Below are 15,173 nucleotides of genomic sequence, written 5' to 3' on the forward strand. Positions count from 1 at the left end.
ATGCAGAAGCCCTCCGAGCTCGCCGCCTTCCGCCTGCGCCACAGCCTGCGCGTGCGCTGGGCCGAAGTCGATCCGCAGAACATCGTCTTCAACGGCCACTACCTGAGCTACTTCGACATCGGCGTCACCGAATACTGGCGCGCCATCGGCCTGCCCTATCCAGAGGGCATGGCCGGTACCGGCGGCGACCTATTCGCGGTGAGGAGCGTGATCAACTACCATGCCTCGGCGCACTTCGACGAGATCCTCGACATCTGCGTGCGCGCCGAAAAGCTCGGCAATTCGAGCATGACTTTCGAGATGGGCATCTTCCGCGACGGCGAGCGCCTGATCAGCGGCGAGATCGTCTATGTCAATGCCGATCCGGAGAGCAAGACCTCGCGTCCCCTGCCGGAAAAGCTGCGCCAGGCGATCGAAACCTGGGAGGCGGGCGGTTCCGCCGGCTGAGCAAGCGCGCTCGATACAACCGACGAGCTGCAAGGCATCCCCAAGTCGTTAAACGACTACACTGCTACCGCCGCTTGCCAACCAGGGAAGCACGATAAGGAAACCTGTCCATGTTTCCGCTGCTCAGGTATTTCTCCATCGCCAGCCTCGCCGCCGTGATCGTCACCACGGCCTTGCTCGGACTGCTGCACCATCGCGTGGAGCGAATCCAGTTGCTGAGCATCGGCGAAAGCAATCACGTCGCGCTGACCCAGTCCTTTGCCAATACGCTGCTGCCGTCATTCCGCGAACTCGCTGCAACGGCAAAGAATCTCGATACCGATGCATTGAAGCGGCACCCGCTGACCGCATCGATCGACAGTAATGTGCGTGGCGCAATGCAGAATGCGCGGGTGGTCAAGGTGAAGTTCTATGACACCGAAGGGCGCACCATCTTCTCCACCGATGCGACGCAGATCGGCCGCGATTACCGCGCCAACCCGGGCTTCATCTCGGCCTTGCAGGGCCGTCCGCTGAGTGAATTGACGCATCGGGACAGCTTCAGCGCCTTCGATCGGGAAATCGTCGACCGCGATGTCCTTTCCAGCTATGTCGCGATGAGGGCGTCTGGCAATGCGCCCGCGGAAGGCGTTCTGGAGGTCTATAGCGACGTCACCGACTGGATCGAGCACACCAATCAGCAGGCCTTCGTCGTCACGCTCGCCACGATTCTTTCCCTGTGCCTGCTGTATGCCGCCCTCTACTTCATTGTCCGCCACGCCGACGGCTTGTTGCGTACGCAATATCGGCAACTGCAGCGTTCGGAATCAGAGCTCAGGGTGGCAGCAACCGCCTTCGAGTCCCAGGAGGCGATGATGGTGACCGATGCCGACGGCGTCATCCTGCGCGTCAATCGCGCATTCGTCGAAATCACCGGCTACACGGCTGAGGAAGTCGTCGGCAAGACGCCGCGGGTGCTCAAGTCAGGTCGCCACGACGCCGACTTCTATCGGACCATGTGGCAGAGCATCGTCCAGTCCGGCTCATGGCAGGGCGAACTGTGGGATCGCCGCAAGAATGGCGAAGAGTATCCCGAATGGCTGACGATCTCGGCGGTCAAGGACAGCAATGGCATCGTCACCCACTACGTCGGAGCGCACCTTGACATCACCGAACGCAAGAAGGCCGAGGAACAAATCAAGGCCATGGCCTTTTATGACCAGTTGACCGGATTGCCCAACCGGACTCTGCTGATGGATCGGCTCGGGCACGCGATGACGCTGTGTGCCCGCAGCAACTGGCATGGCGCACTGATGTTCATCGATCTCGACCACTTCAAGGCGGTCAATGACTCGCTCGGACACAATGCCGGAGACATGCTGCTGCAGCAGGTGGCGCAGCGCCTGCAGCACTGCATCAGAGCCTGCGACACGGCATCGCGCCTGGGCGGCGATGAATTTGTCGTCATGCTGGAGAATCTTGCCGCATCGCGCCTGGATGCCGTGCAGCAACTCGATGAAATCGGCAACAAGATACTCGCCGAACTCAATCAGCCGTTCCAGCTCGGAGCCGATGTCGGACATAACACGCCGAGCATCGGCGCGGTCCTGTTCAATGGACGGGAAAGTTCAGTGGATGTCCTCTTGAAGCTGGCCGATGAGGCGATGTATCAGGCCAAGGGCCGCGGGCGCAACGGAATGGTCATTCATCAACAGCCTGCGCTCGATGGGCAGGCATGATCCGCCGGACTGCCCCGGGCGTCGGCTGCTGACTCTCGGTTACCCGGATCAGGCGCCGCGCTGACGCCGCGCCTCGAACAGGCAGATGCCGGCGGACACCGAAACGTTGAGGCTTTCGACGCTGCCGTGCATCGGAATCCTCGCCAGTTCGTCGCAGGTCTCGCGCGTCAGGCGGCGCATGCCGGCGCCTTCGGCGCCGAGCACCCAGGCGCAGGGGCCTTTCTGGTCGATCGCGTAGAGTTCGCGCTCGGCCTCGCCCGCCGCACCGATGACCCAGATGCCGCGTTCCTGCATCTCGCGCAGGGAGCGCGCGAGGTTGGTGACGACGATGTAGGGCACGGTGTCGGCGGCGCCGCTGGCGACCTTGATCACCGTGGCGTTGAGGCCGCAGGCCTTGTCCTTCGGCGCCACCACGGCATGCGCGCCGGCGGCGTCGGCGACGCGCAGGCAGGCGCCGAGGTTGTGCGGATCGGTGACGCCGTCGAGCACCAGCAGCAGCGGCGGTTCGGTCAGGCCGTCGAGCACGTCGTCCAGCGTCAGGTGTTTGGCTTGCGCAGCGACCTTGGCCACCACGCCCTGATGCTGGCTGCCGCCGGCCAGACCGTCGAGCCGTTTCGCGTCGGAGAGGATCACGCGCACGCCGTGGGTCTCCGCGAGTTTCAGCAGATCGCGCATGCGGCCGTCCTGGCGGCCTTCGGCGACGGTGATTTCCTTGACGTCGTCGGCGGCGTGGCGCAGCTTGGCGGTGATGGCGTGGAAGCCGTGGATCAGTCGGGTGTCGCTTCGGGTTTCACTCATGGCCTGCCTCTTTGAGAATGCGGATTTCGCGTTGCGGGAAAGGGATTTGGATACCGGCCTGCTTGAATTCGCGCCAGATCGCCAGGTTGATGTCGGAGCGCAGTTGGCCGGTGCCGTTCTGCGGATCGGCAATCCAGAAGGCGAGTTCGAGATTGATGCCGGAATCGGCAAATTCCCTGAGCAATATCGCCGGCGCCGGCTCGGCGAGGACACGCTCCTGCGCCGCTGCCGCCGTCGCCATGATGGTCATGGCGCGTTCCAGGTCGCTGTCGTAGGCGACCTGCACCGGCAGCGCGATGCGTACCTGCGGATCGCTGTAGGACTCGTTCTGCACCACCGAGCCGACCAGCAGTTCGTTGGGCACCAGCGCCTCGACGCCGCCCAGGCTGCGCAGCACGGTGTAGCGCGTGGTGATGCGCGTCACCTCGCCGCGGTCGGTGCCGACCGTGATGGTGTTGCCGATGCGGATGGAATTGTCGAGCAGGATGATGAAGCCCGAGACGTAGTTGCTGGCGATCTTCTGCAGGCCGAAGCCGAGGCCGACGCCGAGCGCGCCGCCGAATATCGACAAGGTGGTGAGATCGATGCCGACCTGCGGCAGGACGATCAGCACCGCCAGCAGGATCAGCAACGCCTTGGTCAGACGCGCGAATACCATGCGCAAATTGTTGTCGAGCCCGACCGCCTTGTTCAAGCGGGCTTCAATCGCGCTGGACAGCCAGAGCGCGGCCAGCACAGTGGCGAGTACCGCGACCAGGCCTTGCAGCACATGCCACAGGTTGAGTTTCTGCTTGCCGGCATTGAAGGTCACCGATTCGATCACCGCAATCACCTCGGGCAGCAGGCCGACGATGTGCAGGGCGACGACACCCCAGACCAGCAAGGCGAACACGCGCTCGAAGGGCACCAGCCAGGTGGCGCCGACCAGGCTGACCCGCAAGATGTAGAACACCGCGCGAATCACCGCCAGCGAGGCCAGCAGCGGCACGGCCAGCGAGAACAGGCCGACGCGGATCGAGCCTTCCGCCACCCAGCGCGCCAGCAGCACCAGGATCAGCGCCAGCACGGGGAAGCTGATGCGTTTCAGCCCGCCGCGGCCGAGTTCCGCGACGCGGCCTTCACCGGCCTGCCGACGGCGCAACAGGCTCTCGCCCAGCAGTGCCAGCAGCAGGCATCCGGCCAGGATCGCCAGTTGCCAGATCAGATCCGGTTCGTGCAGATCGGCCTGGACTTCCAGCCAGACGGTGGCCAGAGCGCCTTGCTTCATGTCATTGGGCTCCGTTCATTTTCTGCGCGTCGTCGCGATGACGCCGCCAGTTGTCGAGGTAGCGCCGTACCAGCGCCGGATTGCCACGCAGGATCAGCAGGTTTTCGGCGTTGCGCGCCTGCGCCGACCAGCTGAAATTGTAGCTGCCGGTGATGACGACGGCGTCGGCATGAGCGGCATCGATCAGCATCACCTTGTTGTGGGCCGCGGCATAGCGCGTTTCCAGCCAGACCGGGATGCCGCCCTCGACCAGCAGCGGCAGCAGCGACTTGTCGCTCTTTTCCAGCATCTCGCGGTCGGCCAGGATTTCCACGGCAACGCCGCGCGCCTTGGCATCCGTCAGCGCCTTGGCGATCGAGCGGCTGGTCAGCAGGTAGGCCTGGACGTGGATGCTCCGGCGCGCTTCGCCGACCACGCGCACGATGGCGCCTTCGGCATCGTCCCAGGGCGTGAACAGCACTTCGACCGTGCCCGTCGCCGGTAACGCCGTGGCGCCAGCGCCAACTGTCAGGCAGAGCAGCAGCGCGGCGACGAGAAACGACCTTCCCCCCAGCCCCCTTCCCGGGGAAGGGGGTGACCTCGGTTCGCGGCCTATGGCCGCTCCATGTATCACGATCACTTGCTGCGTTCCAGCACCGCCGCGTAGAAGCCGTCGGTGCCGTGCTTTTGCGGCGACAGGCGCATGTCCTCGCCGCAGTCGATGACGATGCCCTGCGCGGCCAGCACTTCCTGCGCCGGAAGGCGCTGGAAGTCGGCATGGCCGGCGAGGAAGGCATTGACGATGTCTTCGTTCTCCTCGGCGAGGATGCTGCAGGTGGCATACACCAGGCGGCCGCCGGGCTTCAGCAGCCTGGCCGCGGCGGCGAGGATCGCGGCCTGCTTGGCAGTCAGTTCATCGACGCTCTGCGGCGACTGGCGCCACTTCAGGTCGGGGTTGCGACGCAGGGTGCCCAGGCCGGAACAGGGCGCATCGACCAGCACGCGATCGACCTTGCCCTGCAGCCGCTTGACGCGCGTGTCGTTCTCGCCGGAAAGGCAGGCCGGATGAACGTTCGACAGGCCGGCGCGGGCCGCGCGCGGCTTCAGCTTGGCCAGGCGCTTGTCGGATACGTCGAAGGCATACAGGCGCCCGGTGGAGCGCATCAGCGCACCGAGAATCAGCGTCTTGCCGCCGGCGCCGGCGCAGAAATCCACCACCATTTCGCCGCGCTTGGGCGCGACCAGGAAGCCCAGCAACTGCGAGCCTTCGTCCTGCACCTCGATGCTGCCGTCGAGGTAGGCCGGATGCTTCTGCAGGTAGGGCTTGGTCTTCAGGCGCAGGCCGAGCGGCGAATACGGCGTAGGTGCCGCGGCGATGCCATCGGCGGCGAGGCGCGCGATCACGCCCTCGCGCTCGGCCTTCAGCGTGTTCACGCGCAGGTCGAGCGGCGCCGGCGTGTTCAGCGCGCGCGCCAGGGCCAGCAGTTCTTCGGGCGTCATGCGCGGAACCGGCACGACCCCCGGCGCGGAAGCACCGTCCGCGCCGCCCCCCGTGGGAGCCAAGTCAATCTCGGGGCGGCCCGTCGCTTGACTTGAGAGGCGCTCGACCAGCCAGTCGGGGAAATCCAGTTGTTCGGCCAGCGTCAGTTCCGGTTCGGGCTGGCGCCGGATGTCCGCCAGCCATTCGGCCTCGCCCGGCAGCAGCGCGCCTTCGAGCTGGCGCTGCGACATGCCGCGCACGCGCGACAAGGAGAGCAGCACCAGTTCGCGCGGCGAGATGCGACGCGCGCCGGCCGCCGGCTTGGTTCCGTCCCTGGGCCCGCGCTTGGGCGTCGAACCGGGGGCGAGGAAGGCCGCTTCCAGGTTCGGCCCGCAGGCGGCCAGGCGCTCCAGCAGGCGCTTGCGGCGCAGCACGGCGTAGGCCGTTTCGGCAATGAAGGCGCGGTCTTTCGCGCCGCTCTTGCGCGCGCGGAAGAACGCCGACAGGGCCGCGTCGGCCGGCAGGGCGAAGCTCAGCAACTGTGCCGTCGCCGCCACCGCGGCGTTCAGCAGATCCGCGGCCAGCCCTTCCGCCACCGGCGCGGCCTCGCCCGCAGCGGGTCTGGCGGCGGGCCGGGCACCGGGTCGGGCACCGGCTGCAGCGCCTTCGCGGCGCCGGCCGTCGGCTGCACTGCGCCGCGCCGCGTTCTTGCCGCCGTGTTTCCTGTCGTCGTTCATGCTGTCTCCCCCTTTCGCGGAAAGAGGTGGGTGAGTATGCTCATGGCTTGTCCTGGACGGCGATTTCCTGCATGTTCTGGTCGAAAATTTCGCCCTTGCGGTCGGTGAAACGGATTTTCACGGGCAAGCCGCGCAGCTCGGGCGCGATCCACACCTCGATGCTGTCGCCGCCGCTGCCGCGGGTCTTCAGGCGCACCGTGCGGCGCTTGCCGATCGGCACAGTCACGACTTCTTCGCCGAGGACTTCGACACGGTAGCTTTCCAGCTTGCGTCCCGTGGCGATCGGCATTTCCAGCGCACCGCTTTTCAGCCCGAGCAAGACCAGTTGGTAATACATGGACAGCATGTCCTGGGTGCCGGCGACGATCTTGTCCTCCTGCCCGGCATAGCTGACCACCCGGCGCGTCCAGTCGAAGCTTGCCGTATCGAGCCCCTTGACCCGTTCGTGGCGAAATTCCTTCGGCCTGAGGCCGGCGGCCGATACCTCGCCCTGGCTGCTCTGCACGACCCGCGCCGGTTTCAGCAAGGCGGCGATGCCGGTGGTTTCGGTCACGCTCTGCATCCTGTAGTTGCGGCCGTCATGTTCCCAGGTATGCAGCACCTGACCGACCACGAAGCCATCGGCGCCATGGGCCAGGGCGTAGCTGACCTTGCCCTGGCGCGGCAGGACCTGCATGGCGGATGCCTGAAGAGTTGGCGCTGGCGCACCGGCGGCGAGGGCGGGCGGCACCAGGCCGCAGCCGATCCAGGCCGCGAGTTGCAGCAGGCAGGCGATGGCCTTCATGTCGCGACGACCTGCGGCACATGCAGCGCGCCGCCGACCGCGACCTCGCCCGAGAGCTTCACGCGCTCCGCGATCAATTGCAGCCGGCCTTCGAGAAACCAGCGCGCGACGCGCGGGTAGAGCAGGTGTTCCTCGGCCAGCACGCGGCGGCCCAGGCTCGCCTCGTCGTCGTCGGCCTGCACCGGCACCGCGGCCTGGGCGACGATCGGCCCGCCGTCCAGCGCCGGCGTCACGAAGTGCACGCTGCAGCCGTGCAGCCGCACCCCGGCCGCCAGCGCCTGGGCGTGGGTCTTGACCCCGGGGAACAGCGGCAGCAGCGAAGGATGAATGTTCAGCAGGCGGCCTTCGAAGCGGCGCACGAAACCGTCGCTAAGGATGCGCATGAAGCCGGCCAGCAGCACCAGATCCGGCTTGTGGCGCTCGATTTCGGCGGCCAGCGCGGCATCGAATTCCTCGCGCGAGGCGAAGCCGCGATGATCGATCACGGCGGTGGCGATGCCGCGGCGGGCGGCAGCGTCCAGCCCGGCCACAGCGGGCCGGTTGCTGAGCACCAGCGCGCACTCGCCGGGCAGGCCGGCGTCGAGCAGCGACTCCATGTTGCTGCCGCGCCCGGAAATCAGGATCACATAGCGCTTCATCGCAGCCCCGCGACCGGGAGAAATACCGCCGTGGCCAGGCTTTGCGCGACGCGGGCGATGGTGCGGTGGCCCTTGTCGGCGATCAGGGCGGCGAGCAGATCGAGATTGCCGATCATCTTGCCGAATTCGCGCTCGAAGCTGAGGTTGGCCGGCTGCTGCGTCATGTCGTTGGAAAGCAGCAGCAAGGCGCCGCCGGCATCGCGCGCGTTGGCCAGCTTCCAGGCGGCGACTTCGAGGTTGCGCGCGCTGTTGTAGAGCTTCTGTGGATCGAGTTCGTCGAGCATGAAGAATTCCGTCTTTTCATCGAAAGCGACATTCAGCATGTCGCCGACACCGGCGACGAATACCGCCACGCGGTCGCCGCCGAAGTCCTCGCGCAGCGCCAGCGACATCGCGTCGGTGCCGCGCCGGCCCGCGGCTGCGGGCAGGCGCCAGCCGGTGCGCGGATCGAGCAGGCGGTCGAGCGCGATCTCGACGCCGGCATGGCCGCCTTTTTTCCATTCGCGCGGATTGCGCCGGTAGAGCTTTTCGGCCAGCACGCGCAGGCTGGCGAACACCTCGCGGCGATGGATGTCGGCGACGCGGTCGACGTCGCTCTTGCCGATCTGCTTGGGATCGAAGCTGGCGACCGAATCGCCGATGGCGCGCGTCTGGTCACTGCCTGGCGCGGCATTTTTCGCCGCCGTTTGCGCGCCGCTGTGGGAGCACGCCGCCAGCAGCAGCACGGTGCCCAGGGCCAGCGCGACGCGCATGTTCAGGAGGCCTTCGTCGCAATGCGCTGACGCAGCCACGCCAGAACCAGCGGCACCAGCGACAGACCAATGGTGCCAAACACAATCACGGAAAGATTCGCCTTGACCCATGGCAGATTGCCGAACCAGTAGCCGGCGAGGCAGAGCGAGACCACCCACAGCACCGCGCCCGCAAGGTCAAACAAAAAGTAGCGCGGGTAGGTCATGTTGGCCACCCCCGCGACGAAGGGCGCAAAGGTGCGCACGAAGGGCATGAAGCGCGCCACCAGCATGGTCTTGCCGCCATGCTTCTCGTAATAGGCGTGGGTCACGTCGAAGGCCTTGCGATTGAAAAAGCGCGACTTTTCGCCCCAGGCCAGGATGCGCTTGCCGGCCCAGCGGCCGATCCAGTAATTGGTGTTGTCGCCGAGAATCGCCGCTGTCAGCAGCACGGCAATCACGGCACCGATGTCGAAGCCGCCGCCACTTGTGGCGGCCAGCGCGCCGGCAACGAACAGCAGCGAATCGCCGGGCAGAAAGGGCGTGACGACGAGGCCGGTTTCGCAAAACACGATGAGAAACAGAATCGCGTAAATCCAGGTGCCGTACTGGGCCAGCAGCGTGGCCAGATACTTGTCCACATGCAGGACGATGTCGATAAATTGGGCGAGAAGTTCCACGGGGCAGCGATGTCGAGAGAAAGCGTGATTTTACCGGAAGCTATAATCCTCACCCCATGGGAATCATCAAGCCGCTGCCGGACCTCCTGATCAGCCAGATCGCCGCCGGCGAGGTGGTCGAACGTCCCGCGTCGGTGCTCAAGGAACTGCTGGAAAACAGCCTCGATGCCGGCGCCACGAAAATCGAAGTTCAGCTCGAAGAAGGCGGCGTGCGCCTGATCCGCGTCGCCGACGACGGCGCCGGCATCGGCCCCGAGGACCTGCCGCTGGCCCTGGCGCGCCACGCCACGAGCAAGATCGCCAGCCTCGACGACCTGGAACGGGTCGCCAGCTACGGCTTTCGCGGCGAGGCGCTGGCCTCGATCGCATCTGTGGCGCGCGTCACGCTGACCAGTCGCGCGCCAGATTCGGCGCACGGCTGGCGCATACAGAACCATCCCCCCGTCCCCCTTCCCGAGGAAGGGGGCGACGATATTTCCGCCGCGCGGCGCGCGGCGCGCTATCGGGTGGAACCGGCGGCGCTGGGCGGCGGCACGGTGATCGAGGTTGCCGACCTGTATTTCAACACTCCGGCGCGGCGCAAGTTCCTCAAGACCGAGACCACCGAATTCGCCCACTGCGACGAAGTGCTGCGGCGCATGGCGCTGGCACGGCCCGACGTCGCCTTTACCCTCTCCCACAACGGCAGCGCAAAACGCCGTCTCGCCAGCGCCAACTTTGCAAGGCGCGCACGGGAAATCATCGGCGAGGAGTTCTTCCCGCATGCGCGCCCGCTCGATGCCAGCGCGGGGCCGCTGCGGCTGTCCGGCCTCGCCGCGCTGCCGGCCTATTCGCGCGCGGGACGCGACGAGCAGTATTTCTTCGTCAATGGCCGTTATGTGCGCGACAAGCTGCTGACCCATGCCGCGCGCCAGGCCTGGGCCGACATCCTGCACGGACAGCGCCACCCGGCCTACGTGCTGTTCCTCGAACTCGACCCGGCCGGCGTCGATGTCAATGTGCATCCGGCGAAGACCGAGGTGCGCTTTCGCGATGCGCGCGGCATACACCAGTTCATCTTCCATGCGCTGCAGCGCACGCTGGCGACGCCGCTGTCCGGCGCAGCGAGCTCGGTGGAGACGGCGCCGGCCGCAACGGCCTACGTGCCCTCGGCTTTCTCCTACGCGCGCCAGTCGGGACTGAGCGTGGAAGAGCCGGCGGCGCGTGCCTACCTCGAATTCGCCCGCGCGGCATTCGCCGACGCTGCCGACAGCCCCAACGCCGTGTCGCCAGCGCCAACTCTTGGCGCGCATCAGAACGGCGGCGCACCGCTGCTCGGCTACGCCATCGCGCAACTCCACGGCGTCTACATCCTGGCCCAGAATGCCGGCGGCCTGGTGCTGGTGGACATGCATGCCGCGCACGAACGCATCCTCTACGAAAAGCTGAAAACCAGTCTCGACGCCGGACCGCCGGCGACGCAAGCCGTGCTGGTGCCGCTGCTGCTGTCGGCCAGCGAAGCCGAAATGGCCACCGCGAGCGAACAGGCCGAGGCGCTGGCCCAGCTCGGCTTTGCCGTCGCCGCCGCCGGCCCGCGCGAGCTCGCCGTGCGCGGCCTGCCCGCGCTGCTGGCGGGCGGCAACGCGGTCGAGCTGGTGCGCTCGCTGCTCAAGGATCTGGCCGAGCATCCCGCCAGCCGCGTGGTGGAGACCCGGCGCAACGAACTGCTGGCGACCATGGCCTGCCATGGTGCGGTGCGCGCGCACCGGCTGCTGACTCTGCCCGAAATGAACGCCCTGCTGCGCCAGATGGAAGAAACCGAGCGCGCCGACCAGTGCAACCACGGCCGGCCGACCTGGGTTCAGCTGTCCATGACGGAACTCGACCGCCTGTTCATGCGCGGACGCTGACGCGGCGACGATAAGGCCAATAAGGCGGCCAGCGCGCAAAGTCAGCGCTGGCGGCACCGCGCCCTGATAGTCAGTCAACAAGGAAAGGCGCATTCCCTGTAGGAGCGAGCTTGCTCGCGATAAGCCGTTGTCGCGAGCAAGCTCGCTCCTACATCCATCGGTTTCAACATGTCTGCGTACTAGGGCGCCGTATACGAAAAAAGCCCGGCATTGCCGGGCTTTTTTATGAGGTGAAACCCGATCCGGCTTAAATCATTTCCCAGATCGTGGTGATGCCCTGGCCGCCGCCGATGCACATGGTGGCGAGGCAGTACTTGCTGCCGACGCGACGCGCTTCGTAGAGGGCCTTGGTGATGATCACCGCGCCGGAAGCGCCGATCGGATGGCCGATGGCGATCGCGCCGCCGTTCGGGTTGGTCTTCTTCGGATCGAGGCCGAGCACCTTGGCCACGGTCAGCGACTGGGCGGCAAAGGCTTCGTTGGACTCGACCACGCCGATGTCGTCGATCTTGAGGCCGGCCTTGGCCAGCGCGATGAGGGTCGACGGGATCGGGCCTTCGCCCATGACTTCGTGCGACACGCCGCCGATGCCGTAGGACACCAGACGGGCCATCGCCTTGTGGCCGCCGGAAGCGGCCTTGGCCGCATCGGCCAGCACCAGGAAGCCGGCGCCGTCATTGATGCCGGACGCATTGCCGGCGGTGACGGTGCCGTTCTTGTCGAAGGCCGGCTTCATCTTGGCCAGCGATTCCATGGTGGTGTTGGCCTTGATGTGCTCGTCGGTATCGAACACCACGTCGCCCTTGCGGGTCTTCAGCGTGATCGGCACGATCTGTTCCTTGAAGTAGCCGGCAGCGACGGCGGCGGCGGCACGGCGCTGCGATTCGCAGGCGAATTCGTCTTGCTGCTCGCGCGTGAAGCCGTGCTTCTTGGCCAGGTTCTCGGCGGTGATGCCCATGTGGCCGGCGCCGAAGGGATCGGTCAGCGCGGAGACCATGGCATCGATCATCTTGGTGTCGCCCATGCGCGCGCCGGAACGCATCGCCGGGGACAGGTAAGCGCCGCGCGACATGACTTCGACGCCGCCGCCGAGGGCGAAGTCGGCATCGCCGAGCAGGATCGCCTGGGCCGAGCTGACGATGGCCTGCTGCGAGGAACCGCAGAGGCGATTCACGGCGAAGGTGACCGATTCCATGCTCATGCCGCCCTGGATCGTGGCATTGCGCGCGACGTAGGGGTAGCGGGCTTCGGTGGGGATCACGTTGCCCACGGTGGCAAAAGTAATGGCCTTGGGATCGACGCCGGAACGGGCGATAGCCTCCTTGACCACCAGACCACCGAGGTCGGCGGGTTCCATGCCGGACAGCGAACCCATGAAGGTGCCGACCGCGGCACGAACGGCACTCAGTACAACGACTTCTCTCTTGTCAGCCATTACAAAACTCCTAAATTAGATATCAACTGCCGACCCAGCTGGAAATCCAGACCAGGGCCAGCACTGCCAAACCGAGCACGAGACTGCGCCAGACGAGGCCTATGGTGCTCTGCATGAAGTCGGGATCGGCGTCCTCCCCCAATCCCAGTTCCGGGCGATCGCTCGCGTCGCCCGTGTCTTGAATTACGTCATGTACCGGCATCCCCAGGCGTACGCCCAGCGCGCCGGCACCGCTGGCCAGCAGTATACCGGAGCCGCCGTCGGGCCATAGATCGGCCTGATTTCGCCAGCAATACACTGCATCCTCGAAATCGCCGACCACGGCAAAGGCCGCGGCGGTGACGCGCAAGGGCAGCCAGTCAATGAAGGCAAAGGCCTGATGCGCGAATTGGCCGAACTCGCCGAACTCCTGCTCGCTGCGCTTGCCCCAATGTTCGTCGAGCGAATGCGCCAGCCTGTAGAACAAGGCCCCCGCCGGACCCAGTACGGCGAACCACAGCAGCGGTGCAAAGACATGGCGATGCGACGCGAGCAGGGCCTGCTCGATCGCCAGCCGCGCGATTTCGCCGGAAGTCAGGCGGTCGCCGGCGCCTCCGCGCCATTGCGCGAGCAGTTGCCGCGCCTGCTCGATGTCGCCGACCCGCAGCGCCAGGTGAATATTGGTGAAGAAATGGCTGAACTGGCGAAAGCCCATGGTCAGGTACAGCACGCCGATGCCCAGCAGAAACCCCAGCAGCGGCTGGAAGACCATCAGCAAGGCATACAGCAGCGACAGCAAGGCGGCCGGCAGCGCCGCTCCCAGTCCCCAGGCGATCGCCCCGTGGCTGCGGCCGCCGTCGTTGAACTTGTCCTCCAGAAACTCCGCCATCCGCGCCAGGGGATCGCGCACCGCGCGCTGCACCGGGAGCGCATGCAGCTGTTCGATGATCAGGGCGATGACGATCGAAATCAAACTCATTGAACTGCCCTCCCCCCGGCCCCGATCCCACGGCCGGCTCTGCATAGCCGGCCGGCTGCGGCAGCGCGGAGCAATGCTCCGCGAAACCCTGCCTTCGCCCCAAGGCAGGGGATGACGGTGGTTCGCCGCTGCGCGGCTCCGTATGTTGGCTGCCCCCCCCTTGGGGCGGCCCGGCGGCGGGTGCTCATGTCCCCGAATACAGCAGACGGTGCAAGGTCACCAGCATGCCGGCGGTCGCACCCCAGATGAAATAACCCTGCCACGGCATCGCCCAGTATTCGTGCCGGACGCCGCGCACTTCGATAGTCTGGCGCTGATGGTTGGCGCTGTCGAGGAGGAATTCGAGCGGCGGCTCGAAAGCTTCGGCCACCTCGAAATCGTCGAGCTTCAGGTTCAAGGGCGGCGTCACCAGCCCCACCACCGGGGTGATGACAAAGCCGGTGCCGGTGCGGTATTCCGGCAGGCGGCCGAGAATTTCGATTTGCGACGCCGCCAGGCCGACCTCTTCCTCGGCTTCGCGCAAGGCAGTAGCTTCGGGTGAGGCATCGCTGGCTTCGCAGCGTCCGCCGGGGAAACTGACTTGTCCGGCGTGGTCGCGCAGGTGCGCAGTGCGCTGGGTCAGCAGCATGGTCAGCCCGGTTTCGCGTACCACCACCGGCACCAGCACGGCGGCGGCAATCAGCTCCTTCTCGGCGGCGACCCAGGATTCGATTACGGGGGACGCGACAAGGCCTTCGCTGAATCGACGACGCATCAGGGAAAGCAAGCCTCCGTTAGAATTCGGGCCTGCGTTAACAAGAGACTCCGGCATGAAACCGATCGCAATATTCCGTCATAGCCCCGGCGAGGGGCCGGGCTATTTTGCCACATTCCTCGACCGCCACTCCCTGCCGTGGACGTTGTTCAGGATCGACGAGGGCGTGGCGCCACCGCCAACCCCCGACGAGTTCTCCGGGCTTTGTCTGATGGGCGGGCCGATGAGCGTGAATGACGAGCTGGCGTGGATCCCGCAGGAACTTGAACTCATCCGCGCCGCTGACCGCCTGGGTATCCCGGTCATCGGCCACTGCCTCGGCGGGCAGCTCATGGCCAGCGCCTTCGGCGGCACGGTGGGCCGCAATCCGGTCAAGGAAATCGGCTGGGGCCGGGTGGCGGTGACCCCTGCCGCCGCACAGCTGGCAGTCGATTGGCTGGGCGACAGCGCCGGCTTCGAAGCATTCCACTGGCACGGCGAGGCTTTCAGCATCCCGCCCGGCGCGACACGCATTCTCGGCAACGCCCACTGCGCCAACCAGGCCTTCGTGCGCGGCCCGCATCTGGGCATGCAATGCCATGTTGAGATGACCGAGACGATGATCCGAAGTTGGTGTCAGCAATGGGCAGCAGAAGGGGTTCCGCCCTCGGCCTCGGTGCAGACGCCGCAGCAGATGCTGACCGACATGGAGCCGCGCATCGCGGCGATGCGCGCCGTCGCCGACCGGCTCTATGCGCACTGGATCGGCGGCTTGCGCGAAGATTGAAGAGTTGGCGCTGGCGGTACGGCGATTGCCCTAGCTTATGAAGCAACCGTCCCCCAAGGGGACTTCCTTCGGGGCGTAGCCGCGGGCCGCAGCGGGGTGCGGCCGGAGCACA

General features: G+C 66.2%; 15 protein-coding genes. 4 read left to right on the plus strand and 11 right to left on the minus strand.

Translation table 11 applies throughout. The features are described from left to right. Entirely contained in the window at window positions 1–447 is a 447-nt protein-coding gene (locus RMO95_RS03100; protein ID WP_310449127.1) for a thioesterase family protein, read from the plus strand. A gap of 110 nt (window positions 448–557) precedes the next feature. Then, on the plus strand, window positions 558–2,165 hold the full coding sequence (locus tag RMO95_RS03105; protein WP_310449128.1) for a diguanylate cyclase domain-containing protein: 1,608 nt from the start codon (window positions 558–560) through the stop codon (window positions 2,163–2,165). Window positions 2,166–2,213: 48 nt separating this feature from the next. Here the strand turns inward: RMO95_RS03105 and rlmB are convergent, their stop codons facing one another. The 8 genes from rlmB to RMO95_RS03145 are packed head-to-tail and all read right to left on the minus strand — an operon-like array spanning window position 2,214 to window position 9,259. Further along, complete coding sequence (rlmB, locus tag RMO95_RS03110; RefSeq protein WP_310449129.1) at window positions 2,214–2,963, minus strand: 23S rRNA (guanosine(2251)-2'-O)-methyltransferase RlmB; 750 nt, start codon at window positions 2,961–2,963, stop codon at window positions 2,214–2,216. Then, entirely contained in the window at window positions 2,956–4,230 is a 1,275-nt protein-coding gene (locus tag RMO95_RS03115; protein WP_310449130.1) for a mechanosensitive ion channel family protein, read from the minus strand. Before RMO95_RS03115 ends, rlmB begins: the two co-directional genes overlap by 8 nt. 1 nt (window position 4,231) lies before the next feature. Continuing rightward, a complete protein-coding gene (locus tag RMO95_RS03120) occupies window positions 4,232–4,849 on the minus strand; it encodes a phospholipase D family protein (protein ID WP_310449131.1) in 618 nt (205 codons plus the stop codon). After that, the gene (locus RMO95_RS03125; RefSeq protein ID WP_310449132.1) at window positions 4,846–6,426 is read right to left on the minus strand and encodes an RsmB/NOP family class I SAM-dependent RNA methyltransferase; all 1,581 of its coding nucleotides are present in this window, start codon (window positions 6,424–6,426) and stop codon (window positions 4,846–4,848) included. The genes RMO95_RS03120 and RMO95_RS03125 overlap by 4 nt, the downstream gene beginning before the upstream one ends. 40 nt (window positions 6,427–6,466) lie before the next feature. Then, a complete protein-coding gene (locus RMO95_RS03130) occupies window positions 6,467–7,210 on the minus strand; it encodes a DUF3108 domain-containing protein (RefSeq protein WP_310449133.1) in 744 nt (247 codons plus the stop codon). Continuing rightward, a complete protein-coding gene (purN, locus tag RMO95_RS03135; RefSeq protein ID WP_310449134.1) occupies window positions 7,207–7,848 on the minus strand; it encodes a phosphoribosylglycinamide formyltransferase in 642 nt (213 codons plus the stop codon). Before purN ends, RMO95_RS03130 begins: the two co-directional genes overlap by 4 nt. Continuing rightward, window positions 7,845–8,600, minus strand: a complete 756-nt coding sequence (locus RMO95_RS03140) for a hypothetical protein (RefSeq protein WP_310449135.1) — start codon at window positions 8,598–8,600, stop codon at window positions 7,845–7,847. Before RMO95_RS03140 ends, purN begins: the two co-directional genes overlap by 4 nt. Window positions 8,601–8,602: 2 nt before the next feature. Further along, the gene (locus RMO95_RS03145) at window positions 8,603–9,259 is read right to left on the minus strand and encodes a DedA family protein (RefSeq protein WP_310449136.1); all 657 of its coding nucleotides are present in this window, start codon (window positions 9,257–9,259) and stop codon (window positions 8,603–8,605) included. Between the two features lie 56 nt (window positions 9,260–9,315). Here RMO95_RS03145 and mutL point away from each other — a divergent pair, with 56 nt between their 5' ends. Then, window positions 9,316–11,148, plus strand: coding sequence for a DNA mismatch repair endonuclease MutL (gene mutL, locus RMO95_RS03150; protein WP_310449137.1), 1,833 nt, complete (start codon window positions 9,316–9,318; stop codon window positions 11,146–11,148). A 247-nt stretch (window positions 11,149–11,395) separates the two neighbouring features. On the opposite strand, the gene bktB is transcribed toward mutL, so the two are convergent. From bktB to RMO95_RS03165, 3 genes are all read right to left on the minus strand, one after another. Beyond that, complete coding sequence (bktB, locus tag RMO95_RS03155; RefSeq protein WP_310449138.1) at window positions 11,396–12,583, minus strand: beta-ketothiolase BktB; 1,188 nt, start codon at window positions 12,581–12,583, stop codon at window positions 11,396–11,398. Window positions 12,584–12,605: 22 nt separating this feature from the next. After that, the gene (locus RMO95_RS03160) at window positions 12,606–13,541 is read right to left on the minus strand and encodes a CobD/CbiB family protein (RefSeq protein ID WP_310449139.1); all 936 of its coding nucleotides are present in this window, start codon (window positions 13,539–13,541) and stop codon (window positions 12,606–12,608) included. A gap of 184 nt (window positions 13,542–13,725) precedes the next feature. Then, window positions 13,726–14,295: a CoA pyrophosphatase gene (locus tag RMO95_RS03165; RefSeq protein ID WP_310449140.1), complete on the minus strand. Its 570-nt coding sequence runs from the start codon at window positions 14,293–14,295 to the stop codon at window positions 13,726–13,728. 55 nt (window positions 14,296–14,350) lie between these two features. On the opposite strand from RMO95_RS03165, the gene RMO95_RS03170 reads away from it, so the two are divergent. Continuing rightward, window positions 14,351–15,061: a type 1 glutamine amidotransferase gene (locus tag RMO95_RS03170; protein WP_310449141.1), complete on the plus strand. Its 711-nt coding sequence runs from the start codon at window positions 14,351–14,353 to the stop codon at window positions 15,059–15,061. Window positions 15,062–15,173: the final 112 nt, after the last annotated feature.

It is taken from the genome of Sulfuritalea sp. (genome assembly GCF_031426875.1).
In the GTDB taxonomy this organism is placed as follows: domain Bacteria; phylum Pseudomonadota; class Gammaproteobacteria; order Burkholderiales; family Rhodocyclaceae; genus Sulfuritalea.

Excerpts from the sequence above, each read along its gene's own strand:
- RMO95_RS03165 (WP_310449140.1), bottom strand. The coding sequence starts at position 14,295 with ATGCGTCGTCGATTCAGCGAAGGCCTTGTCGCGTCCCCCGTAATCGAA.
- RMO95_RS03170 (WP_310449141.1), top strand. The coding sequence starts at position 14,351 with ATGAAACCGATCGCAATATTCCGTCATAGCCCCGGCGAGGGGCCGGGC.
- RMO95_RS03105 (WP_310449128.1), top strand. The coding sequence starts at position 558 with ATGTTTCCGCTGCTCAGGTATTTCTCCATCGCCAGCCTCGCCGCCGTG.
- RMO95_RS03130 (WP_310449133.1), bottom strand. The coding sequence starts at position 7,210 with ATGAAGGCCATCGCCTGCCTGCTGCAACTCGCGGCCTGGATCGGCTGC.
- rlmB (WP_310449129.1), bottom strand. The coding sequence starts at position 2,963 with ATGAGTGAAACCCGAAGCGACACCCGACTGATCCACGGCTTCCACGCC.
- RMO95_RS03125 (WP_310449132.1), bottom strand. The coding sequence starts at position 6,426 with ATGAACGACGACAGGAAACACGGCGGCAAGAACGCGGCGCGGCGCAGT.
- RMO95_RS03115 (WP_310449130.1), bottom strand. The coding sequence starts at position 4,230 with ATGAAGCAAGGCGCTCTGGCCACCGTCTGGCTGGAAGTCCAGGCCGAT.
- purN (WP_310449134.1), bottom strand. The coding sequence starts at position 7,848 with ATGAAGCGCTATGTGATCCTGATTTCCGGGCGCGGCAGCAACATGGAG.
- RMO95_RS03140 (WP_310449135.1), bottom strand. The coding sequence starts at position 8,600 with ATGCGCGTCGCGCTGGCCCTGGGCACCGTGCTGCTGCTGGCGGCGTGC.
- bktB (WP_310449138.1), bottom strand. The coding sequence starts at position 12,583 with ATGGCTGACAAGAGAGAAGTCGTTGTACTGAGTGCCGTTCGTGCCGCG.
- RMO95_RS03100 (WP_310449127.1), top strand. The coding sequence starts at position 1 with ATGCAGAAGCCCTCCGAGCTCGCCGCCTTCCGCCTGCGCCACAGCCTG.
- mutL (WP_310449137.1), top strand. The coding sequence starts at position 9,316 with ATGGGAATCATCAAGCCGCTGCCGGACCTCCTGATCAGCCAGATCGCC.
- RMO95_RS03160 (WP_310449139.1), bottom strand. The coding sequence starts at position 13,541 with ATGAGTTTGATTTCGATCGTCATCGCCCTGATCATCGAACAGCTGCAT.